The organism is Hungatella sp. SB206 (assembly GCF_051132295.1).
GTDB lineage: Bacteria > Bacillota > Clostridia > Lachnospirales > Lachnospiraceae > Hungatella > Hungatella effluvii.
The window spans coordinates 5,304,456-5,326,492 of sequence record NZ_CP096603.1 but is presented as its reverse complement, the minus strand read 5'-3'; the positions used below and the strand labels follow the sequence as shown (position 1 = coordinate 5,326,492).

Annotated in this window: 22 protein-coding genes; 21 read left to right on the top strand and 1 reads right to left on the bottom strand. The window is 49.1% G+C overall.

The window, feature by feature from the left end:
- The 10 genes from moaC to M1L66_RS23700 are packed head-to-tail and all read left to right on the top strand — an operon-like array spanning position 1 to position 6,942.
- Positions 1-489: a cyclic pyranopterin monophosphate synthase MoaC gene (gene moaC / locus M1L66_RS23745; protein ID WP_434688613.1), complete on the top strand. Its 489-nt coding sequence runs from the start codon at positions 1-3 to the stop codon at positions 487-489.
- Entirely contained in the window at positions 486-1,490 is a 1,005-nt protein-coding gene (moaA, locus tag M1L66_RS23740) for a GTP 3',8-cyclase MoaA (protein ID WP_434688612.1), read from the top strand. The genes moaC and moaA overlap by 4 nt, the downstream gene beginning before the upstream one ends.
- 4 nt (positions 1,491-1,494) lie before the next feature.
- Positions 1,495-1,938, top strand: coding sequence for an MOSC domain-containing protein (locus M1L66_RS23735; RefSeq protein ID WP_002602720.1), 444 nt, complete (start codon positions 1,495-1,497; stop codon positions 1,936-1,938).
- The gene (locus tag M1L66_RS23730; protein WP_187023991.1) at positions 1,917-2,408 is read left to right on the top strand and encodes a MogA/MoaB family molybdenum cofactor biosynthesis protein; all 492 of its coding nucleotides are present in this window, start codon (positions 1,917-1,919) and stop codon (positions 2,406-2,408) included. The genes M1L66_RS23735 and M1L66_RS23730 overlap by 22 nt, the downstream gene beginning before the upstream one ends.
- A 30-nt stretch (positions 2,409-2,438) precedes the next feature.
- The gene (gene yqeB / locus M1L66_RS23725; RefSeq protein WP_434688611.1) at positions 2,439-3,239 is read left to right on the top strand and encodes a selenium-dependent molybdenum cofactor biosynthesis protein YqeB; all 801 of its coding nucleotides are present in this window, start codon (positions 2,439-2,441) and stop codon (positions 3,237-3,239) included.
- A complete protein-coding gene (gene modA, locus M1L66_RS23720; protein WP_187023993.1) occupies positions 3,239-4,075 on the top strand; it encodes a molybdate ABC transporter substrate-binding protein in 837 nt (278 codons plus the stop codon). The genes yqeB and modA overlap by 1 nt, the downstream gene beginning before the upstream one ends.
- A 45-nt stretch (positions 4,076-4,120) precedes the next feature.
- Complete coding sequence (gene modB / locus M1L66_RS23715) at positions 4,121-4,789, top strand: molybdate ABC transporter permease subunit (protein ID WP_187023994.1); 669 nt, start codon at positions 4,121-4,123, stop codon at positions 4,787-4,789.
- Between the two features lie 9 nt (positions 4,790-4,798).
- The gene (locus M1L66_RS23710; protein ID WP_187023995.1) at positions 4,799-5,845 is read left to right on the top strand and encodes a sulfate/molybdate ABC transporter ATP-binding protein; all 1,047 of its coding nucleotides are present in this window, start codon (positions 4,799-4,801) and stop codon (positions 5,843-5,845) included.
- A 17-nt stretch (positions 5,846-5,862) separates the two neighbouring features.
- Positions 5,863-6,438: a nucleotidyltransferase family protein gene (locus M1L66_RS23705; protein ID WP_187023996.1), complete on the top strand. Its 576-nt coding sequence runs from the start codon at positions 5,863-5,865 to the stop codon at positions 6,436-6,438.
- 9 nt (positions 6,439-6,447) lie between these two features.
- Positions 6,448-6,942 (top strand): hypothetical protein, encoded by a 495-nt coding sequence (locus M1L66_RS23700; RefSeq protein ID WP_434688610.1) that lies wholly within the window; start codon positions 6,448-6,450, stop codon positions 6,940-6,942.
- On the opposite strand, the gene M1L66_RS23695 is transcribed toward M1L66_RS23700, so the two are convergent.
- Complete coding sequence (locus M1L66_RS23695) at positions 6,861-8,669, bottom strand: bifunctional 3'-5' exonuclease/DNA polymerase (protein ID WP_434688609.1); 1,809 nt, start codon at positions 8,667-8,669, stop codon at positions 6,861-6,863. The two genes, M1L66_RS23700 and M1L66_RS23695, sit on opposite strands and share 82 nt — an antisense overlap.
- Positions 8,670-9,012: 343 nt before the next feature.
- Here M1L66_RS23695 and M1L66_RS23690 point away from each other — a divergent pair, with 343 nt between their 5' ends.
- The 11 genes from M1L66_RS23690 to M1L66_RS23640 all read left to right on the top strand — a co-directional run bounded on the left by M1L66_RS23690 (position 9,013) and on the right by M1L66_RS23640 (position 22,022).
- On the top strand, positions 9,013-9,342 hold the full coding sequence (locus M1L66_RS23690) for an HPr family phosphocarrier protein (RefSeq protein ID WP_434688608.1): 330 nt from the start codon (positions 9,013-9,015) through the stop codon (positions 9,340-9,342).
- 405 nt (positions 9,343-9,747) lie between these two features.
- Complete coding sequence (locus M1L66_RS23685; RefSeq protein ID WP_110322459.1) at positions 9,748-11,013, top strand: HlyC/CorC family transporter; 1,266 nt, start codon at positions 9,748-9,750, stop codon at positions 11,011-11,013.
- 129 nt (positions 11,014-11,142) lie between these two features.
- Positions 11,143-13,368 carry an extracellular solute-binding protein gene (locus M1L66_RS23680; protein ID WP_434688607.1) on the top strand — a complete coding sequence of 742 codons (2,226 nt, stop codon included), beginning with the start codon at positions 11,143-11,145 and terminating at the stop codon, positions 13,366-13,368.
- 431 nt (positions 13,369-13,799) lie between these two features.
- Positions 13,800-14,639, top strand: a complete 840-nt coding sequence (locus tag M1L66_RS23675; protein ID WP_434688606.1) for a glycerophosphodiester phosphodiesterase family protein — start codon at positions 13,800-13,802, stop codon at positions 14,637-14,639.
- 10 nt (positions 14,640-14,649) lie between these two features.
- The gene (locus M1L66_RS23670) at positions 14,650-15,789 is read left to right on the top strand and encodes an extracellular solute-binding protein (protein ID WP_434688605.1); all 1,140 of its coding nucleotides are present in this window, start codon (positions 14,650-14,652) and stop codon (positions 15,787-15,789) included.
- A gap of 65 nt (positions 15,790-15,854) precedes the next feature.
- Entirely contained in the window at positions 15,855-16,859 is a 1,005-nt protein-coding gene (locus tag M1L66_RS23665; RefSeq protein WP_187024093.1) for an ABC transporter ATP-binding protein, read from the top strand.
- 15 nt (positions 16,860-16,874) lie between these two features.
- A complete protein-coding gene (locus M1L66_RS23660; protein WP_187024094.1) occupies positions 16,875-18,623 on the top strand; it encodes an ABC transporter permease in 1,749 nt (582 codons plus the stop codon).
- A 129-nt stretch (positions 18,624-18,752) separates the two neighbouring features.
- A complete protein-coding gene (locus tag M1L66_RS23655) occupies positions 18,753-19,430 on the top strand; it encodes an MgtC/SapB family protein (RefSeq protein ID WP_187024095.1) in 678 nt (225 codons plus the stop codon).
- A 35-nt stretch (positions 19,431-19,465) separates the two neighbouring features.
- Positions 19,466-20,158 (top strand): MgtC/SapB family protein, encoded by a 693-nt coding sequence (locus M1L66_RS23650; RefSeq protein WP_243270482.1) that lies wholly within the window; start codon positions 19,466-19,468, stop codon positions 20,156-20,158.
- A 241-nt stretch (positions 20,159-20,399) separates the two neighbouring features.
- Complete coding sequence (locus M1L66_RS23645; RefSeq protein ID WP_434688604.1) at positions 20,400-21,188, top strand: DeoR/GlpR family DNA-binding transcription regulator; 789 nt, start codon at positions 20,400-20,402, stop codon at positions 21,186-21,188.
- 27 nt (positions 21,189-21,215) lie between these two features.
- Positions 21,216-22,022 (top strand): BtpA/SgcQ family protein, encoded by an 807-nt coding sequence (locus tag M1L66_RS23640; protein WP_279288729.1) that lies wholly within the window; start codon positions 21,216-21,218, stop codon positions 22,020-22,022.
- The last annotated feature ends 15 nt before the right edge of the window (positions 22,023-22,037 follow it).

Here is a 22,037-nt window from a genome sequence, read left to right as displayed (position 1 = left end):
ATGGAAGGACTGACACATTTTGATGAACAAGGCAACGCCCGCATGGTGGACGTAGGAGAGAAGGCCGTGACGGACAGAATCGCAGCGGCGCATGGCTTTATTCACGTAAACCGTGAGGTCTATGAGGCTATAAAACAGGGAACAGCCAAAAAGGGAGACGTGCTGGGCGTGGCGCGCGTGGCCGGAATCATGGGGGCGAAGAGAACTTCTGATCTTATACCGCTCTGCCACGTGCTGATGCTGACGAAGTGTACGGTGGATTTTATTCTCCATGATGACAGGTTGGCAGTGGAAGCCGTCTGTACCGTCAAGACCAGCGGAAAGACCGGCGTGGAAATGGAAGCCCTGACCGGTGTAAATGTGGCTCTGCTCACGATCTACGACATGTGCAAGGCCATGGACAGGGGCATGACCATGACGGATATCACTCTCCTGCTGAAGGATGGCGGGAAGAGCGGCCTCTACCGGAAAGATGGAGAGCGCCTATGAGAGACGGCAATGGAAGAAAGATCGATTATATCCGCATTTCTGTGACGGATCGGTGCAATTTGCGCTGCCGCTACTGTATGCCGGAGGAAGGCATCGACTTAATGCGCCACGAAGACATTCTCACCTACCAGGAGATTTTAAAGATCGCAGAGACTGGGGCAAGACTCGGGATCAGACGCGTGAAGGTGACAGGCGGGGAGCCGCTGGTGAGAAAGGGTGTCTCCCAGCTGATCCGGGAACTGAATGCGATCGAGGGAATGGAAGACGTGACGTTGACCACGAACGGCCTTCTGCTGGGGGACATGGCTCCGGAGCTTGCGGAGGCAGGACTTTCCAGCGTCAATGTCAGCCTGGATACGCTGGATCCGGAACGCTTCAGTCAGATTACCAGGCGGGACCGGTTCGCGGATGTCATGAAAGGGATTGAATCCGCTGTCAGGAGCGGACTGAAGGTGAAGATAAACTGTGCGGTGATGGAGCATTTGAGCAGGGAGGATGTGCTCGCCTTCACCGAATATTCGGTGAAAAGCGGGATTCCTGTCCGCTTTATCGAGATGATGCCCATCGGACAGGGAAGAAAGTACCACGCCATGGATAATGAGGAACTGCTCAAAATCCTTTCTGAGGAATACGGCGATTTAAGGGAAAGCACGGAGCCGAGGGGAAATGGACCGGCGGTCTATTACACCTATGCATCGGGAGCGGGCTGTATCGGACTGATCAGCGCCGTTCACCATAAATTCTGCGGAAGCTGCAACCGGGTGAGACTGACGTCGGATGGGTTTTTAAAGCTCTGCCTCGACAGTCCGGCCGGAGTCGATTTGAGGACACCGCTGCGCAGCGGCTTATCTAATGAGGAATTAAGATGCCTGATGGAACAGTGGATCAGAGTGAAGCCGGAAAGCCATCACTTCCTTTCCCCGGAGGGACGTGAGGGAGAACTGCCGCTTTCCGACGGTACAAGGGAAAAATGTTTAAATATGAATCAAATCGGAGGATAAAAACATGGGTCAGGTTATGGCTGTCTGCATCAGCGAGAAAAAAGGGACACAGAAAAAGGGAATTTCAGAGGGACATTTTATAGAGGAATTCGGTATTGAAAATGATGCACATGCGGGAAAATGGCACCGCCAGGTGAGTCTGCTGTCCTATGAGACCATCGAGGCATTTAAGGAGCGGGGAGCCGAGATCGGCGATGGCGCCTTCGGTGAAAATGTGATTGTGAAGGGGATCGATCTGGTCCGCCTTCCTGTGGGCACCAGGCTGTCCTGCGGCGATATCCTTCTGGAGGTGACGCAGATTGGCAAGGAGTGCCACAGCCACTGCGAGATTTTCAAGAAGATGGGAGAATGCATTATGCCTGCCAACGGAATTTTTACCCGGGTGCTGCATGGAGGCGTGATGAAGGAAGGGGATGAAATAAACGTATGTACAGAGCAGGAATCGTAACGCTCAGCGATAAAGGCGCGGCAGGCGAGAGAGAAGATAAGAGCGGAGCCGTGATAAAGGAAATTCTGGAGTCAGCGGGCTATGAGGTGGTGGCTCAGAGTCTGCTTCCAGATGAGGGAGAGGCGCTGAAGGCGGAGCTCATCCGCCTGAGTGACCAGGTGCAGTGTGATCTGGTGCTGACGACGGGCGGAACCGGATTTTCCAGGCGGGATGTGACGCCGGAGGCCACGATGGCGGTAGCAGAGCGGAATGCTCCGGGAATCGCGGAGGGGATTCGTGCCTACAGCATGACCGTGACGAAACGTGCCATGCTGAGCCGCGGTGTGAGCGTCATCCGCGGAGGCACGCTGATTGTCAATCTTCCGGGAAGCCCGAAGGCGGTTCGGGAGAGCCTGGAATACGTGCTGGATACGCTGCCGCATGGTTTGGACATCCTGTCGGGACGCGGCGGAGAGTGCGCCAGGAAGTAGAAAGAGATTGAGTGAAAGGAAGAGAGTGTTGTGGAAAAAGTCTTGATAAAAGGGGCCGGAGATCTGGCAACGGGAATAGCCTGCCGCCTGCATCGCTGTGGATTTTCCGTAGCGATGACTGAAATTGCGGTTCCCACAACCGTGCGGAGAACAGTCGCATTTTCCCGGGCGGTTTATGAAGGAAATGCCCTGGTGGAAGATATTGAAGGGGTACTTTGCCGAAATACGGAGGAAATAGATAACACTGTAAATCAGGACAAGGTAGCGGTAATTGTCGATCCGTCGTGTGAGACGTTAAAATCCTGGAGACCGGATATCGTGGTGGACGCTATCTTAGCCAAGGTGAATCTGGGATCAAAAATGTCGGATGCGGATATTGTCATCGGTGTCGGCCCTGGATTTACGGCAGGTGAGGACTGTCACGTGGTGGTGGAGACGAAACGCGGCCACAATCTGGGACGCTGTATCTGGGAAGGCAGTGCATTTCCGAATACGGGTGTCCCCGGAATGATTGGAGGATACGATAAGGAGCGCATTATTCGCGCCGAATCTGACGGTATATTTACGGGAGATGTGAAGATCGGAACGTTGGTTAAAAAGGGTGACGTGGTAGGACACAGCGGAGAAACTCCCATATACGCAGAGGTGGGAGGCGTTGTACGAGGACTGCTTCAGGATGGTGTGGCAGTGACAGAGGGAATGAAATCGGGAGATATCGATCCAAGGGGTGTCGTCGAACACTGCTGGACCATTTCCGATAAGGCAACCGCCATAGGGGGCGGAGTGCTGGAAGGCATCTTTCATATAAAGAAGAAAAGGGGAGTAAAATAGTGAAAAAAGCAATCTTATTAGCAGGTGCATTAACAGTGGCGATGGCGGCGCTTACCGCTTGTGGAGGAACAGGAAAGGCTGAACCGGAGACGACAACACAGGCAGCTTCAGAGGCAGCAACAAAAGCACAGACCGTGACCATCGCAGCGGCAGCAAGTCTGGAAACCTGTTTGAGAGATGAACTGATTCCATTATTTGAAAAGCAGAACCCTGGTTTTACAATCGAGGGAACGTATGACAGTTCAGGAAAACTTCAGACCCAAATTGAAGAGGGGGCCGGTATCGACGTATTCTTTTCGGCGGCGACGAAACAGATGGATGCTTTAGATGACGAAGGCATGATTCAGGGCGGAAGCGTCAGGAATCTTCTGGAAAACAAGATCGTTTTCATCGTACCAACCGGTGACGAAGGAAACTACTCCTCTTTCGAGGATATTGCAAAGGCCGAAAACGCAGCGCTCGGAGATCCGGACAGCGTGCCGGTAGGCCAGTATTCGAAGGAAGCGCTGACCAACCTGGGACTCTGGGATGAGGTGCTTGCTAAGGCCAGTCTGGGAACGAACGTAACCGAGGTTTTAAACTGGGTTGCAGAGGGAAGTGCAAAGGCCGGAATCGTATATGCAACAGACGCAGCGCAGACCGATAAAGTAACGATCGTGGCGGAAGCACCGGAAGGAAGCGTTAAGAAGGCGATTTATCCAGCAGGCATCATCAAAGACTGTGAAAATCCGGAGGGCGCAAAGAAATTTATCGATTTCCTGGCCAGCAGCGAAGCTATGGATATCTTTTTAAAGAACGGATTCGCAGCGGCAGACGGGGCCGTGAATGGTAACTAAAACGCCGAGGGTTCATAATGTGCCAGAGATAAGGAGGAGAAGCAAGTGGATTTGTCACCGGTTCTCATTTCACTAAAGACATCAGTTATATCGATTATTTTCACATTTTTTCTGGGAATATGGGCGGCCAGAGCGGTGATTGCCCTGAAATCAGAACGGGCAAAGGCTATACTGGACGGAGTACTCACACTCCCTCTCGTTCTTCCTCCAACAGTGGCCGGGTTCTTTCTGCTTTACATATTTGGAGTGAAGCGTCCGATCGGAAAGCTGCTTCTTGCTGTATTCAGCTATAAAATCGTGTTTACCTGGCAGGCAACGGTGCTTGCGGCGGTGGTGATATCATTTCCGCTTATGTACCGTTCTGCAAGGGGCGCGTTCGAACTGGTCGATGAAAATGTCTTAAATGCGGCGAGAACCCTGGGGATACCGGAACGGAAGGTTTTCTGGAAGATTCTTATGCCGATGGCCATGCCGGGAGTTCTCTCGGGCGGTGTTCTGGCTTTTGCCAGAGGACTGGGAGAATTTGGAGCAACGGCCATGATCGCCGGAAATATTGCGGGAAAGACGCGGACGCTGCCCCTTGCCATCTATTCAGAGGTGGCGGCGGGAGACATGGAGGGAGCGGGGAAATACGTGATTATTATTGTTGCCATATCCCTTCTCATCGTGGCAGGCATGAATACGGCCGCCGCAGGCAAAAAGAAATTTTCGTAGGAGTGAGCCATGAGCCTGAAGGTAGAGATCAAGAAAAAATTGAGGGATATGACTTTAAATGTCGCCTTCGACACGGAGAGAGATTCCGGAATCACAGGGATCTTAGGCGCTTCGGGATGCGGCAAGAGCATGACCTTAAAGTGCGTTGCGGGAATCTTCACACCGGACGAGGGAAGAATCGAGTTAAATGGCCGTGTGCTGTTTGATTCGGCAAAAGGGGTCAACGTAAAAATTCAGGACAGAGGAGTCGGTTATCTGTTTCAGAACTATGCATTGTTCCCCCACATGACCATACGGGAAAATGTGGAGATGGCCCTATCCTGCCCCAAGTCAGAGCGGCGCGAAGCCGCCATGCGGTATCTGGACATGTATCATATCGGAGAACTGGCGGACCGGTATCCTTCCAGACTATCGGGCGGCCAGCAGCAGAGAGCTGCCCTGGCCAGGATTATGGCATCGAAGCCGGAGGTGCTGATGCTGGACGAACCATTTTCCGCTCTGGACTACTATCTGAAGGAGAAGCTTCAGTTGGAACAGCTGGAGGAACTGAGAAACTATGACGGTGATGTACTCCTTGTTACGCACAGCAGAGATGAGATCTATCGTTTCTGCAGTACAATCCACGTGATCAACGAGGGTGAAATTGTGGTGTCGGGGGCCGTAAAGGATGTCTTTAAAGAGCCTGAGACCGTGTCGGCGGCCAAGCTGACCGGCTGTAAAAACATTCTGGACATCAAATATGTGGATGCCCACACATTTTACGTGCCAAATTGGGATATTCAGGTTATAATGAGAGACAGAGAAGTCCCAAAGGACAGGCCGTTTATCGGAATACGCGCCCATTACTTTACCGCCGCCCATGAAGCGGAAAAGGAAAATGTGATGGAGTGCCGCTTAAAGCAGATTCTGGATGACCCCTTTGAGGTTACACTTATTTTGGAAAATGATCTCTGGTGGAAAATACCGAAAGGGCGCTGGAAGGATGATATGAAAGAGCGGGTGCCGGAGCGCCTGGTAGTTCCGGAGGAGAGTATTTTCTTTTTAAAGGACAGGTAGAATGGAGGATTTGGCGGATGAAACTGACTCTTATACTGCTGGCAGCAGGAAACAGCAGGCGGTTTGATGGAAACAAGCTGCTTACCCCGTTTCACGGGAAGCCAATGTATCAGTATATCGTGGAGGAGGTGGAAAAACTGCCGGATGGCCTTTTCGATGATAAAATCGTAGTAACACAGTATCAGGAGATTATGGAAGACCTGGAAAAAAGGGGGTATGTGGTGGTAGAGAACGTACAGAGCAGTCTGGGAATCTCTCATTCGATCCACCTGGCCCTGGAAGCCGCGGCATCACCGGGCGGTGAAGAAGCCTCGTACTGCTTCGCGGTCTGTGACCAGCCGTATCTGAAGGCGGCCACCATAGAGGGCCTGATCGAAGGCTGGAAAAACAGCAAAAGAGGAATTGGCTGTCTGTGCAATATGGGTGAGTTCGGAAACCCCGCGATTTTTTCGGAGGCATACAGGAATGAGCTTCTGGCGCTGGAAGGCGATGTGGGAGGAAAACGGGTTCTGCGCAGGCATATAGACGACCTCTATCTGCATGAAGTGGATGATGGCCTGGAACTTGTGGATATTGATGTGAGACCTCTATAAGGAAGGGGCATGCTTCTTACGCTTCCGGGGCTTTTGGAAGCCGGAGGCAGGGACATCTGGGGGAAAATGAGAGAGAAGTATCTCCTCTCGTTCCGGTCACAGCAGGTTGCGGAATTCGGCAATGCGGTCTCGTGTGTCGGGAAGATTCTGAAGGTCTGTCCGGAAGAGGAAACGGCGATCATTCCCCTTCTTTTGAATATAGATGGTCATACGTTTCTCCATCACGGTGTGCCGTCTCCGGAATGCCGGAATGTTGCAAAGGGACATATTCTGGAATGCTTTCTGGAACAATTTCCAGGTTCTGCCTATAGAGAGGAAATGGCAGCCTTTGCAGAATGTAACCTGGAAAATGACAGAAAACAGGTGTGTGCCAGGGCGCGTCCATTTGGCGACTGCCGCGAGGGTCAAAACCCCGTAGCCTGCTACGGGGTTTTTGACTTGCCTGCCCAGGAATCAGCGGCCTTTGCATCCGCTTCACAGGGAACATCAGGGAGTATCGCATGAGCGGCTTCTTCCATCGTATTTTTTAACAGAACAACCGCATCGTCCACTTCCTCTTCCGGGACTTCCATCAGGATTTCGTCGTGGACGATGCCTACGATTTTCTTGTCACTTTCCCGGATCCGGGAGGCCAGAAGGCCGAGGGCAGATTTCAGAATATCGGCGGCCGTGCCCTGAACCGGAGTGTTGGCCAGATCGGCCAGACCTGTGTTTGGAGAAAACAGGAACCTGCGTCCTGTGAGCGTCCGGCCTTCCAGGGGATGGCTCTCTCTTAAGTCATGGTGCCACCAGTTGATCCCGTGGTAATTCTGAAAGAAGGCACTGCGAAACTGTTCTGCTTCTTCTAATGTCATATCTACGCCATAGGACTGACTCGAGTACTGTCTGAGTCCTTCCGCGCCCATACCGAATATCAGACCGAAATTCACAGCCTTTGCAGCCTGACGCTGCGCTTTTGTTACCTGACTGATCGGAACATTGGAAATCAGGGAAGCGGTGAGGGCATGGAGATCCTCGCCTTTCTGACAGGCACTTTTCATTCTGGAATCACCGGAAATCTGTGCCGCTACGCGCAGCTCGATTTGGGAGTAATCGGCAAGAACCAGTTTTCTTCCATGGGGTGCTGTAAAGCAGCTGCGAAAATCGGCTTCCCGCGGAATCTGCTGAATATTGGGATTGTAACAGCTCATTCTTCCGCTCCAGGCGCCGATCTGCATGTATTTCGGATGGAGCCGGCCTGTCTCGGGATGAATCTGGGCCGGAATGGGATGGAGGAAGGAAGAGAGGGATTTGGAGTGCCTTCTGTATTCGGTCAGCGCCTGTACCAAAGGCTGGTTATGGTAGAGAGCCAGGCTTCTTCGCGATGTGGAGTTGACCGGGATTCCGTACCGGTTCAGTAGTTTGAGCACATAGGGATTACTCTCAAAGTTTACGTCCAGGGCTTCCTCGCCGCCCCACAGGGTAAGCTGGTACGCGGGAGTGCCGCTGTAGGTATAGAGGGTTTCCAGAGCATCGTTATACTGTTTCTCGGTCTTCCTGCAAAGCGAATCCCACTGTTCCAGATCGAGATTGATTCCGTCATATTCTGTATGGGCGATGGCGGAAGCGCAGGCAAATTCAATGGAGGCAATCCGGTCGAGACCGTGATGAGCCAGGAGCGGCTTCATCACACCGTACAGCTTCAGCAGAATCCCTGCATCCAACGCGGCATAGGCCAGCTGGGATCTGGTCAGAGAAGTGCTGTCCCAGGGGCCTGTCTGCTCTGTCTTATCCATCCTGATGCCGAGATAGTGGTCCGCCACCGCCGCCAGGCCCGCCCGCAAAGGACCGCCGCACGGCCGGAGTAATTGAGCGGCCAGCATGGTATCGAAGACTGGAAAGCATTCGATTCCAATACCCATGAGAAACTGTAAGTCAAACTTGGCATTGTGGAACAGCTTTTCCGAAGGGGTGTCCAGAAGCTCTCTTAAACAGGAAATTCCATCAGGGAGAAATACCGCACAGTCAAAGATAAGCACAGGAATACCAGGAGCGCTTATCTGGATCAGACGGAGCCGGTCGCTGTGCGGGTCGAGCCCGGTAGTCTCTGTGTCTATGGCGAGGAGCGGCGCTTCTTTTATTGCCTTCTGGTAGGGAAGCGTGTCGGAGGGGGAAGAAATAACCAGGTAGTCAATGGATAATCCGGTATTATCTGTCGGTGTGGCTTCGGGTGGCGTGATTTTATTTTCCATTGACGGCTCCTCTCTGTTTCGTTATAATAGAACGTACGTTCTTGCTTCTTCCAGTATACTATATTGTGGGCGGAAATGCAATTAATAATGTGGTATTTTACTATATTAGGATTGTGAACGGTAACCGATGGAAAAAAATACAAATGCAGAAAGCCTGGATATAAGGTAAAATAGACAAAGTTTTAAAAGGCAGATCAAATTCGCTTACAAAAATATAATTTTAAAGATAAAATGGAAGAAGAAAGGCAGTATTGAACGAAACAGATTTGGAGAAAATGATCAGACGTAAAAGAAGTAGGACATTATATAGAATGATCACAGGGAAAGGACTGGATACAGATTAATGAAAAGCAGAGAGTACAATCTGGCGCCAGAAGAAAAAATGGCCAGGGAACAGATGATGGAACTGATTTTGATATCCAGCCGTTTTACAAGCAGTATTACGGTTGAAAATGAAGAGAAACATTTTAATGGAAAGAGCATACTGAAGGCGGGAGAGCTGAAAAAGGGAGAGCGTTTTTATGTGGTGGCAGACGGCAGTGACGCTAAGGAGGCGATCGAAGCGCTTGACCGGTTATTTCCGTGTGCAGTGAACCAGCCGGACGTGCAGCCCTATCCATCTGGTGACTTCCGTCAGGGAAAAATAACCGGTCGTAAGCGGCAGGGGACTTGACTGGCGAAAAAGGTACAGAAACAAAGGCGATAAGAAAGCGTTAAGGAATTCGAACGCTTCTTGACAATGACACTGGGGTTCTTTATAATTTCTTTCATATTAACGCTTTATGCAGAAAGGAATTTACTCATTTCATGGACGACGCCGACAGTGACGCTGAACCTGACACACACCGGGCAAACTCAAATACGACAGTTACATACCGGTTGATAAAAAAGAACATGATAATTGAAATGAAATGTTGATATAGGAGCATAACCTGCGTTTCCCTCGGGAAAGGCGGGCTATGCTTTTTTGCGTAGTAGAAAAGCATTTTTTTGCTGCAAAAGCAGCCGCGCCCTGGTATGAGAGTCCGTCAAGCCGGACTCTGTGTGTCAAAAAAGAAGAAAGAGGAAGGAAAAAATTATGGAAGAACAGAGTATCTCATTGATTATTATTATTGGATGTATCATTATGTCCGCGTATTTCTCGGCGACGGAAACGGCGTTTTCCTCGCTGAACCGGATTCGAATCAAGAATATGGCGGAAAAGGGAAATAAGAGGGCAGGGCTGGTGTTAAAGCTGTCCGAAAACTATGACGGGCTGCTGTCCACGATCCTGATTGGAAATAATATCGTCAACATTGCAAGTGCATCGCTGGCCACGGTCATATTTGTGAAGCTCCTGGGCGATGAGGCGGGCGCCAGTATATCAACCGTGGTGACGACGATTGTGGTGCTGATCTTCGGTGAAGTTTCCCCGAAGAGTATTGCCAAGGAGTCCCCAGAGCAGTTTGCCATGTTTTCAGCCCCGTTTTTAAATGCGTTTATGGTGCTGCTGACACCCGCTAATTACTTATTTAAACAGTGGAAAAAGCTGCTGTCAGTCCTGATCCGGACTTCGGGAGATTCCGGCATTACGGAGGAGGAGCTGCTTGCTATCGTGGAGGAGGCGAAACAGGATGGCGGGATTGATGAACAGGAAGGAAGCCTGATCAAGAGCGCCATTGAATTTACAGAGCTGGAAGCCATGGATATCGCAACCCCGCGTGTCGATGTGACAGGAATTCCCGTCGATGCGGATAAAGAGGAGATAGCGGCGGTGTTTGGCGAGACCGGATACTCCCGTCTCCCCGTCTATAAGGATAAGATCGACGACATTATAGGGATCATTTACCAGAAGGACTTTTATAATCAGGTGTATCGCGGTGTGTGCGGCGTGGAGGCCATTGTCCGACCGGCGCTGTATGTGGCTAAGAGTAAGAAAATCAACGTCCTCCTGAAGGAACTTCAGAAAAATAAGATGCATATTGCGGTGGTAATCGATGAGTTTGGAGGAACCATGGGCATTGTAACTCTGGAAGATATTCTGGAGGAGCTGGTGGGGGAAATCTGGGATGAACACGATGTGGTGGTTCAGGAAATTGAGAAGATATCTGATCAGGAATATCTGGTTTTAGGCAATACCAGCGTGGAAAAGCTGTTTGAGGAGCTGGGCGGTGAGGAAGAGTTTGAATCGTTTACCGTAAGCGGATGGGTGATGGAACTGGCGGAGCGGATACCGGAAGAAGGGGATGTGCTCTATTATGAAAATATGACCATAACTGTCATGAAGATGAAAGACAGGAGGGTGGAGCAGGTGAGGATCGTGCTGGAGGCGGAAGTCATGGAACCGTGTGCGGCCTCGTTTTAGAACCGCGTACGAAAGTCCCGCTCTAGTGTCCTGCACAAAGTCCTCGCAAAAAACAGATAGAAAACTCTCTGCCCTCGTGCTATAATGAAAATAATAAAATTTGAACGAACCAAAAACGAGGTGCAGCCTATGCCAACGATCAAAGATATTGCCGCCAAAGCAGGGGTATCCCACGGCACAGTTTCCAATGTGTTAAACAAAAGGGGGAACGTCAGCGCTGAAAAAATCCAGCTGGTGGAGCGGATTGCCAAAGAGATGGGATATAAAATGAACGTCCAGGCCCAGCAGCTGCGGGCCGGTACGGCACGGAGAGTCTGCGTCATTGTGCCTAAGATCAGCTTAAAATGCTATAACGATTTATATAACGGGCTGGAACAGTACCTGCGGGAGTACGAGATCAGCATAGAACTCATATCCACCAATAACTTAGAGTGCGACGAGGAAAAAGCGGTTAAGAAGGCTCTCTCCTTAAATCCCATGGCGGTGGTGGTGGTCAGCTCGCTTCTTAAGAACAGGGGATTATACACTTCAGATACCAGGTTTTTCTTTGCCGAAAGAAAGGTAAAGGGAATGCCGGACGCGTCTGTCTACGTATCCTTTGGATTTGAGCAGGCGGGACGGGATATCGCGGTTAAGTGTATCGAGGATGGCCATCAGAATGTGGCTTTGCTCTGTGAGAACAGCATCTATTCCAACAATAAAAGCTTTATTAACGGTGTGGTGGATGTGCTGGAGGACGATAATTGCTCCTGCAAAATATTTCCCAGCGACGACAGCATGTGGTTTAACAAGGCCTTTGATATTCTGGGTTCGAAAGAGGAATTCGACGCGGTGATTGCCATGAGCCAGGAGGACGCCGATTATTTGAGGATGGCCCATCAGTATAATCCGGATAAGAAAATGCCGGTTATATATGCGCTGACCAGCAAGAGCATTGGAATCGATCCGGCCGTGTGCAGATATGAGCTGAATTATAAGCTCATGGGAAGAAACATAGCGGATCAGATCGTAAATGCCGGCGGGGAAGAAGCGGAGACGGCTCCTGCGCAGAAACAGCAGATGATCATGGAAAATGACGGATTCTACGGTAATCCCCTTCCGGCCGCTGTTAAGAAAGACAGCATCTGCTTTTTGACCATCCAGAATTTGACCAGCAAGGCCATCGGCATGCTGCTTCCTTCCTTTACCAGGGAGACCGGAATCAAGGTCAATATGATCGAGGTTTCCTACGATGAGCATTACAAGATGGCGCAGGCCTGCGTGCAGAACAGTCCCTACGATCTGGTCCGCATCGACATGGCGTGGATGACGGAGCTGGGCGATAAGATTTATCAGCCCTTCGACAGCTCCAGCTCTTCGGTTAAGTGGCTGCGGCAGCAGATTCTTCCCTCCCTCTCGGAAAACTATTCCATGGTTCATGGTGTCCAGTACGCGTTTCCGTTGGATGCCTGCGTGCAGATGCTGTTCTATAGGAAGGATTTATTCGAGGATGAGCTGATCAAAAGGGAATTTTTTGAAAAATACAAACGACGTCTGGAGATTCCTATGACGTTTGAAGAATACAATGAAGTGGCCAGATTTTTTACGAGAAAAGAGAATCCCGATTCCAGAACCAGGTATGGAGCAGTTACCGCTTACGGAAGAACATTCCTGGCGGCGTGCGATTTTCTGCCGCGTTTCCGGGAACTGAAGAAGGATATCTTCGATGCACGGGGAAATGTAAATATCCTCATCCCCGAGATGAAACAGGCGATCCGCAATTATCTGGATACCTGCAAGTATGCGGGCAGTGATATCTATCAGTGGTGGGGGGAACCCACCCGCCAGTTTTCGGAGGGGAATACGGCGATGCATATCGTGTTTTCCAACTATGCCTCCGAGATGATTCACAATCCGGAATCGAAGGTGCTGGGACGAATCGCCTGCGACACCGTTCCGGGCGGGCAGCCATTGTCGGGCGGAGGCTCGGTGGGAATCTCCAGATTCAGCAAAAAGTATGACGCGTGCATGAGCTTCTTAAAGTGGCTGTACCGGAAGGATATCGCGGAGACCATCACGTATCTTGGCGGATACGTCTGTAACCGCCAGATCAGCAGGAATATGGATATCCTGGAACGCTATCCGTGGTTGGAGAACATGGAGAAATCCTTCGAACCCGGCTGGAGGCTTTATAAACATGACAGAAATCCTGATTTCAATGAGTTCCTGTTTGAGGATATCCTGGGGAAGGCGATCCGGTCCATCGCATCGGGAATCGAAGAGATGGATGACGCGCTTGAGAAGGCGCAGGAGGAATGTGATCGGGCATTTAACGAAACAAGCACTGACATGAAGTCAAACTGCGCATCGATATAAGAGGTAGCCGCACTCTGCGAAATTACGGAGCATGGATAAAAAGAAATAACCGCCAGCAATGGAAATAAAAAGTATGGAAGGCGCCGCGCAATAAGTTTTAGGTAAGTAATAAGACACCTGAAATTTGTTGCGCGACGTTTTTTTTTGCTTTTATGAGACAAGGATAGACTTTCGTTAAAAGGTGAAAGCTAAACAGAAGTAAAAACTTTTAAAGTCGAATGTAGCACAGAAAACAAATGTATTAATTTGAACGTGCCAAATAAAATGGGGATTTTAACTGCGAAAAACAAAAGGTAACATAATAAAATGCACAAAAAAATGTAAAATCCATGTTATAACTATGTAAAATAAACAAAATAATTCGGAAACACTATTGACACGTTCCAATAAATGGTGTATAAAATAGATATAGAGACAAGGAGGTACGGAAAATGTACACAAAGAATCAGTCAATCAGAGAACTCATCGATAAGAACCGGATTTTGATTGCGGCTCATCGCGGTACGTGCGGCGGGAACGTGGTGCAGAATACCTGTCTGGCATATAAGAACGCACTGCTTCATGGAGCGGATATGATCGAGGTGGATGCATCCATGACTACGGACAAAGTATTTTACGCATTCCATAATGGGGAAGAGCCTCTTGAGCTGGGAATTGACCGTGATATCCGAACCATGTCATCGGAGGAAGTGGAGAAGCTCTTTACGCTGAATTCCTTACGGCAGGTATGCGGACAGAAGCTGGAACATTTAGAAGATGTGCTGGAGCATTTTCGCGGAAAGTGCCTGATCAATATCGACAGGTCCTGGTTTTACTGGAAGGAGATTATCGCTCTTTTAGACCGCATGAATATGAAGGACCAGATTCTTTTAAAGTCCGGTGTGGAGGAGGAGCTCTTAAAGGAACTGGAAGAGAGCGGCACCGGCATCATGTATATGCCGATCATGAAGAGCCCGGAAGAATGGGATATCATTCAGAAGTACGATATCAATGTGGCCGCGGCAGAACTTATCTTTACCGATCTGGACAGTGAATTCTTAAGCCCGGAATTCATGGACCGTTTGAAAAAAGCGGGGATCGCTCCCTGGGTGAACGCGATTACCCTAAATGATGAGATCATTCTCTCAGGGCTGTTAGATGATAATAATGCCATTAAGATTGGTTTTGATGAGACATGGGGAAAGCTGATAGACTTGGGATTCGAGATTATCCAAACTGATTGGCCGGCGTTGTTAAAGGGATACATATCAAATAAATCAAATGAAAAGTAGGAGGAGAATTATGAAGAACTTAAAGAAATTTGCGGCACTCGGATTATCTGCAGCTATGGTACTGTCACTGGCAGCCTGCGGATCAGGAACAAAGAATACGACAACGGACACGACAGCCGCAGGGACGGAGGAAGCTGCGAAAACAGAAGCGGCAGGAGATACTGAGGCTGCGGGAGATAAGGCAGCGGCCGGCGGAGATGTGGACAAGAGCCAGAAGCTGATTATTTACACAAACTCCGGTTCCAACGGCAGAGATGCATGGCTGAAGGAGAAGGCGGGAACAGCCGGATATAATGTAGAGGTGGTACAGATTCAGGGCGGCGATCTGGCGAACAGAATTATCGCGGAGAAGAACAATCCGCAGGCAGATATGGTATTTGGACTGAACTCCATTGAGTATGAGAAACTGAAAGCGGAGAGCGTACTGGATCAATGGGAGCCTTCCTGGGCCGGCGACGTGGATATGACACTGGGCGACAAGGACGGATACTATTATCCGATCGTGATCCAGCCTCTTGTCAATATGATGAACGCCGATCTCCAGAATCCGCCAAAGGACTACACCGACCTGGTAAATCCGGAGTGGAAGGATAAATACACCATCTTAAACTTCGGCGGCGGCACCGGTAAGACCATACTTGCCAGCCTGCTTGTTCGGTACAGAGATGATAATGGGGAGTATGGCATATCCGATGAAGGATGGGATTTTGTGAAAAGCTGGATTCAGAACGGTCACATGGAAGTACAGGGCGAGGACTACGTAGGAAATGCAATCTCCGGTACAGTTCCGATCACAGAGATGTGGGGAAGCGGCGTTCTTCAGAATCAGACAGAGAGAGATTATAAGTTCCAGATTATGGTTCCGGAAGTTGGCGTTCCATACGTAACCGAGCAGGTAGCCATGATTACAGGTTCTAAGAAGCGTGATCTTGCCATTGATTTCGCCAACTGGTTCGGTTCCGCTGACGTTCAGGCAGAGTGGATGAAACAGTTCGGCACCATTCCGTGCCAGCCCAAGGCAGTGGAGGAAGCACCGGCCGATATCAAGGAATTCATGGATCAGGTACATCCGCAGGATATGGATTGGGGATTTGTAGCAGCAAATATAGATCAGTGGGTTGAAAAATGTGAGCTTGAGTTCTTACAGTAGGTGACGGAGGGCGGTATGGTTTATGAATATAAATGATACCGCCTCTTTGCAAGGAGAGGAAAAGGATGATTGAGTTTAAGAATATTGAGATTAAATATGGGGATTTTGTAGCCATCAAGGATCTGAATTTAACGGTTGGAGATGGGGAGTTCTTTACATTTCTGGGACCGTCGGGCTGCGGCAAGACGACGACACTGAGGGCTCTCGTGGGCTTTATCGAACCCAGTGCCGGACAGATATTAATCGATGGAAAGGATGTTACCCACACTCCGGTAGAGAAAAGAAATATCGGGATGGTATTTCAGAGCTACGCCCTGTTTCCGACGATGACCGTCTATGAGAACCTGGCTTTTGGCCTGAAGGTGAAGAAGCTTTCAGCGGCGGAGATCGACCGGAAGGTCAAGGATGTAGCGAAGGTCATCGAGATCAAGTCAGAGCAGCTGGTGAGAAATGTATCTGAATTATCCGGAGGGCAGCAGCAGAGAGTGGCGTTAGCCAGGGCGATCGTTCTGGAACCGAAGATCCTGTGCCTCGATGAGCCGCTTTCCAACCTGGATGCCAAGCTGAGAGTGGGCCTTCGGAGCGAGCTTAAAAAGCTGCAGAAGAACCTGGGGATCACTACCTTATACGTTACCCACGATCAGGAGGAGGCCCTTACCCTGTCTGACCGGATCGCTGTGTTTAACAACGGATTTGTGGAGCAGGTGGATAAGCCTTACAACATCTATAACCATTCCGGATCGGAATTTGTCTGCGATTTTATCGGTGAGATTAACCGGCTGAACGCTGCTGTCTTAAGCGAGGTCGAGACCCAGACCGGCCATGCGCTGGATGGGAATAAGAGCGGCTATGTGCGTTTGGAGAGAATCAGTTTAAAGGAAATTCCAGGCTATGCGAAGATGCATGGAGTGATCCGGGATTACGATTATAACGGAGTCATGACGAAATACCGCGTTGAAGTCTTGGGGTGTGAGGTCCGCGTGATCCACGTTAATGACGGACAGCCGTTCATGGAAATCGGCCGGGAACTGGATATCTATATGAATCCCAGGGATATCATGCAATTTTAAAAGGAGGGAGTTTGTGTGAAACAGAGAAGCAAAAGTAAGTCTTTCAGTATACAGACCCTGCTTTTAAAGATTGTTATTGTATGGGCCATTGTTGCATTTGTCATCTACCCGAACTTAAATCTGCTGGTCAGTGTCTTCTATAAAAATGGACAGTTTTCCACGGAAGTGTTCGGAAAGGTCTTCGGCTCCGCCAGAGCCATGAAGAGCCTGGTGAACAGCTTCATTCTGGCGTTCACCCTGGTGGTTACGGTCAATATCGTGGGGACGCTTAGCGTTCTTCTGACGGAATACTGGGATATCAAGGGTGCCAGGGTATTAAAACTTGCATATATGAGCTCGCTGATCTACGGCGGAGTCGTGCTGGTATCCGGCTATAAATACGTCTACGGCGCCAACGGACTGCTGACAAAGCTTTTGGTGTCACTATTCCCGGGCATGAACCCGAACTGGTTTGTGGGATACGGGGCAGTCGTGTTCGTTATGACATTTTCCTGTACACAGAATCATATGATGTTTTTAAAGAATGCAATTCATGGACTGGATTACCACACCATTGAGGCGGCGAAAAATATGGGGGCGTCAGGAAGCAGAATCTTCTTCCAGATCGTCATGCCGGTGTTAAAGCCTACGTTTTTTGCAATCACCATCCTGACGTTCCTTACCGGACTGGGAGCCATGTCCGCACCTCTGATTGTCGGCGGAGAGAATTTCCAGACCATCAACCCCATGATTATTACATTTGCAAAATCCAGCTTTTCCAGGGAGGTTGCGGCATTTCTTGCGGTTCTTTTAGGAATTGCCACGATGATTCTGCTGGCAGTATTCAGCAGGATTGAAAAGGGCGGAAACTACATATCCGTGTCGAAGACGAAGGCAAAGCTAAAGAAGCAGAAGATCAGCAATCCGGTATTCAACGTGGCAGCCCATGTGGTCGCTTACGCCATGTTTGCCATCTATGTGATACCGATTATCCTGGTTATCGTATACTCGTTCTGTGATTCACTGACTATTAAGACGGGCAATCTGACTCTGAATTCGTTCACTCTGGCGAATTACCAGAAGCTGTTTACGAGCGCAGAGGCGATCAAGCCGTATATCGTCAGCATTGTATACTCCCTGCTGGCTGCGGTTCTGGCTGTACTGATGGCTGTGATCTGCGCCCGGTTTGTGCGCACGGCAAAGCATAAATACGACGTATTCTTCGAATGGGGCATGCTGATTCCGTGGCTTCTTCCGGCAACCCTGATCGCGCTGGGACTGACCACGACTTACGGGGAGCGGCAGCCGATCCTGTTTAACTATGTTATGGTAGGAACGCTGGTACTGATGCTCGTGGGCTATACGGTCGTCAAACTGCCTTTCTCTTACCGGATGGTGAAGGCGGCGTTCTTCAGCATCGACAATGATCTGGAAGAAGCGGCGAAATGTATGGGTGCGGGTACGCTCTATACGATGATAAAAGTAATTCTTCCGGTTATTTTCCCGGCGATTATGTCCATCATCATCCTGAATTTCAACGGGATGTTATCAGACTACGATCTGTCTGTATTCCTGTACCATCCGCTGTTCCAGCCTCTCGGCATCGTCGTGAAGGCCGCTTCGGATGAGTCGGCATCTATCGATGCCAGGGCCATGGGCTTTGTATACACGGTCGTTCTGATGATTCTCTCTTCTGTCGCACTGTATTTTGGCCAGGGAGATGGAATGGAACGCATCAGAAGATGGAAGCAGAGACGGTTTGAGAAGAGAGTGGCGAAGGGATGAGGAAGAGATCAATAGGGTAAGAATAAGAGCAGAAGGTAAAAAAGAAATCAACAGGCAAAAAAGAGATCATTACAGGGCGCCGCATGAAAGATATCATGCGGTATTCCTGTTTTTCAGGAGGCGGATTAGTTGAATGAATTTATAATGGAACAATGGATTTTTGTAGCCCGGCTCCTTGGGGCGGCTGTATGCGGCGGGCTGATCGGTTATGAACGGCAGAGCAGGAAGAAGACGGCGGGCGTCAGAACACACGTTATCATTTCGGTTGCGGCCGCGACCATGATGATTATCTCCAAGTATGGCTTCAATGATGTTCTCGGCGAATACGTCCGACTTGACCCGTCCCGGGTTGCGGCCGGTATCGTGACAGCTGTCGGATTTATCGGCTCAGGAATTATCTTTTTCCGCAACAACAATGTGAGCGGAATCACCACCTCCGCCGGTATCTGGGCCACGGTGGGAGTGGGTATGGCCATGGGCTGCGGCATGTATGTGCTGGGCGCTGTGTCCACGATTATTGTGATGGTTTCCGAAGTGTTTTTAGGGAGAAGGGGATATTTTTCCAGAAAGGCTGGAGAAGAGCGGGAGCTGGAGATCGAGTATAAGGACACCGACAAAGAAGATATCTTCTACTATATTAATAAGACCATAGAGGACGCAGGCTGCAAAATGGAGAATATAAAGCTGGCTGACGAGGACTCCCTCTGTGTACTGAGTGCGGTTTTAAAAGCGCCTGATGAGCTGGATGCTGCCCTCCTGGTGGGGGAACTCAAAAAGAAAAAATCAGTGAAACGGGTATCTGTCTGAACAGGTTGTAAAACACAGGGATGAGAGGGGAATACATGGAGACAGTGACAGCGGCAGTGGAGTATCTGGAAGGCATCAATCTGGCTTCCATCACCATGCGGATCGTGATGTCCATGGTCTGCGGCGGTGTAATCGGAATTGAGCGGGGCAAAGCGCATCAGCCGGCTGGAATGCGGACGTACATGCTGGTCTGCATGGGCGCGGCCATGGTCATGCTGACCGGACAGTATATGTACTATCATTTCCAGACCGGTGATCCGGCGCGGCTGGGCGCACAGGTGGTCAGCGGAATCGGTTTTCTGGGCGCAGGGAGCATCATTATATCGGGCAAGACGAAGATTAAGGGGCTGACAACGGCAGCAGGCCTGTGGACTGCTGCGTGCATTGGTCTGAGCATTGGGATTGGTTTCTATGAGGCCGGGATCATTGCTACCCTGGCCGTATCGCTTATCATGACACAACTGAAGAAACTGGAATACCATCTGATTTTTGATGACGTTTGGCTCAGCGTGTATGTGGAACTGGACGACGCGGTCAAAATGACGGATCTGGTCCGGGAATTTTCACCTGCCGGCCTGGTGATCGGCGAGGTGCAGATTGAAAAGAAGAGAAAAGGCTTCCAGAAGGCGGTGATCAGCTTAAAGAATACGGAACATAAGAGTCGGGAGGCGGTGCTCCAGTTTCTGGAAGATGTGGAAGGGATTCAGTTTGTGAAGTATACGGCTTAAAAAAATCGATTTGTAAAAAAATACTAAAATCTTGGTTGTAGACTATATTGTCTGTAACCAAGATATTTTTTTTGATAGAATTTGCAAACTAAAATGTTAAAATGTCAATTTTGTAAAAATTATTGACATTATTCGACACATATGTGATAATAAAATGTGAAATATAGCAGAAAGTTACAAAATATTTCAAAAACAATCAAAAAATACAAAAGAGAAAAAAAGACCAGGAAAGGAAAGAAACATGGAACAAAAAACTTCTATTATTCCAGCCGGCCGGCTGCAAAAGATAATGGAATACATGAAGGAACATGGCAGCGTTCAAATTAAGGAACTGGCAGACTACCTCGACGTATCAGATGCGACGGTACGCCGGGACCTGGATGATTTAGACACTCAGGGGCTTTTAGTCAGGACTCATGGGGGAGCAGTCAGAAAGAATGATAACACTTCTTCATTTGAATGGCAGCATAATGAGAAACTGACAATCATGCTGCATGAAAAAAAGCAAATTGCTAAATTGGCGGCGTCCTTTGTGCACGAGGGCGACACTATTCTGTTGGATTCAGGAACGACAACCTATTACCTGGCAAGTGAATTATCCGATATTCCTAATTTGACAGTAATTACTTATGACTTGTTTATTGGAGGAAATTTAGTTCTCCACCCAACCTCCACTATGATTGTAACAGGAGGAATCCGTCGTCAGGGGTATAATAATGTGCTTTTGGGAAGTATGGTAGAAGATTACGTTCGTAATATTCGTGTGGACAAGGCTTTTCTGGGAGCAGATGCTATTGATGTGGATTTCGGCATTTCCAATACAAATGTGATGGAGGCCAGTATTAAGCGATTACTGGTTCAGGCTGGAAAGCAGGTAATATTGATTGGTGATCACAGTAAGATGGGAAGAATGGCGTTAATTAAAGTCTGTGATCTCACAGATATTGATGGAGTGATTATTGATAAGGCTATCGATGAAAACAGCCTGCACAGAATGAAAGAAAAAGTAAAGAATGTATATTTGGCATAATGCGTATGCCTGAAAAGAAAGGGGTTTATGATGAATTGGTTAAAAGAAGTATTCAAAACTGAAAAGCCTGTTATTGCAATGTGTCATCTTCAGGCAATGCCGGGAGACAGTGGCTATGATCAGGAAAAGGGAATGGAGTGGGTGATAGAGAAGGCTCGTGAAGATCTGCATGCGCTTCAGGATGGAGGGGTGGATGCAGTTATGTTTTCTAATGAATTCAGCCTTCCTTACCTTACTGATGTAAAGAAAGAAACACTTGCTGCAATGGGACGCGTAATCGGGGAGATAAAATCAGAAATTACAGTTCCTTTTGGGGTAAATGTTTTATGGGATGCCAAGGCATCTTTGGATCTGGCAGTCGCTACCGGGGCTTGTTTTGTGAGAGAGATTTTTACTGGCGTCTATGCCAGCGATTTTGGATTATGGAATACGAATTGTGGTGAGACGGTGCGCCACCAACATGCGGTTGGCGCACAGAATGTTAAGTTACTGTTTAATATAGTTCCGGAAGCGGCTGTTTACGTAGAGCAGCGCAATATCAGAGAAGTGGCAAAGACAACCGTGTTTAACTGCAGGCCGGATGCTTTATGTGTTTCCGGACTGACAGCAGGGGAAAGCACAGATACCCAGATTTTGAATGAAGTGAAATCGGCTGTGCCGGATACTGTGGTGCTGGCGAATACGGGGTGCAGAATAGAGAATATTACAACTCAGTTATCTGTGGCAGATGGCGCCATCGTAGGAACAACGTTTAAAAAAGATGGAAAATTTGAAAATGGAGTTGATTATAACCGAGTGAAGGCGTTTATGGATCTTGTTAAGGAATTTCGATAAGAAGGGGAAGGTGTA

What these genes read in the sequence shown, in the direction of transcription:
- M1L66_RS23675 (WP_434688606.1), top strand. Translation starts at nt 13,800, where the DNA reads ATGTACACAAAGAATCAGTCAATCAGAGAACTCATCGATAAGAACCGG.
- M1L66_RS23670 (WP_434688605.1), top strand. Translation starts at nt 14,650, where the DNA reads ATGAAGAACTTAAAGAAATTTGCGGCACTCGGATTATCTGCAGCTATG.
- M1L66_RS23685 (WP_110322459.1), top strand. Translation starts at nt 9,748, where the DNA reads ATGGAAGAACAGAGTATCTCATTGATTATTATTATTGGATGTATCATT.
- M1L66_RS23690 (WP_434688608.1), top strand. Translation starts at nt 9,013, where the DNA reads ATGAAAAGCAGAGAGTACAATCTGGCGCCAGAAGAAAAAATGGCCAGG.
- M1L66_RS23700 (WP_434688610.1), top strand. Translation starts at nt 6,448, where the DNA reads ATGCTTCTTACGCTTCCGGGGCTTTTGGAAGCCGGAGGCAGGGACATC.
- M1L66_RS23640 (WP_279288729.1), top strand. Translation starts at nt 21,216, where the DNA reads ATGATGAATTGGTTAAAAGAAGTATTCAAAACTGAAAAGCCTGTTATT.
- M1L66_RS23680 (WP_434688607.1), top strand. Translation starts at nt 11,143, where the DNA reads ATGCCAACGATCAAAGATATTGCCGCCAAAGCAGGGGTATCCCACGGC.
- M1L66_RS23695 (WP_434688609.1), bottom strand. Translation starts at nt 8,669, where the DNA reads ATGGAAAATAAAATCACGCCACCCGAAGCCACACCGACAGATAATACC.
- M1L66_RS23735 (WP_002602720.1), top strand. Translation starts at nt 1,495, where the DNA reads ATGGGTCAGGTTATGGCTGTCTGCATCAGCGAGAAAAAAGGGACACAG.
- M1L66_RS23705 (WP_187023996.1), top strand. Translation starts at nt 5,863, where the DNA reads ATGAAACTGACTCTTATACTGCTGGCAGCAGGAAACAGCAGGCGGTTT.
- M1L66_RS23665 (WP_187024093.1), top strand. Translation starts at nt 15,855, where the DNA reads ATGATTGAGTTTAAGAATATTGAGATTAAATATGGGGATTTTGTAGCC.
- M1L66_RS23710 (WP_187023995.1), top strand. Translation starts at nt 4,799, where the DNA reads ATGAGCCTGAAGGTAGAGATCAAGAAAAAATTGAGGGATATGACTTTA.
- moaC (WP_434688613.1), top strand. Translation starts at nt 1, where the DNA reads ATGGAAGGACTGACACATTTTGATGAACAAGGCAACGCCCGCATGGTG.
- M1L66_RS23650 (WP_243270482.1), top strand. Translation starts at nt 19,466, where the DNA reads ATGGAGACAGTGACAGCGGCAGTGGAGTATCTGGAAGGCATCAATCTG.
- moaA (WP_434688612.1), top strand. Translation starts at nt 486, where the DNA reads ATGAGAGACGGCAATGGAAGAAAGATCGATTATATCCGCATTTCTGTG.
- M1L66_RS23730 (WP_187023991.1), top strand. Translation starts at nt 1,917, where the DNA reads ATGTACAGAGCAGGAATCGTAACGCTCAGCGATAAAGGCGCGGCAGGC.
- M1L66_RS23645 (WP_434688604.1), top strand. Translation starts at nt 20,400, where the DNA reads ATGGAACAAAAAACTTCTATTATTCCAGCCGGCCGGCTGCAAAAGATA.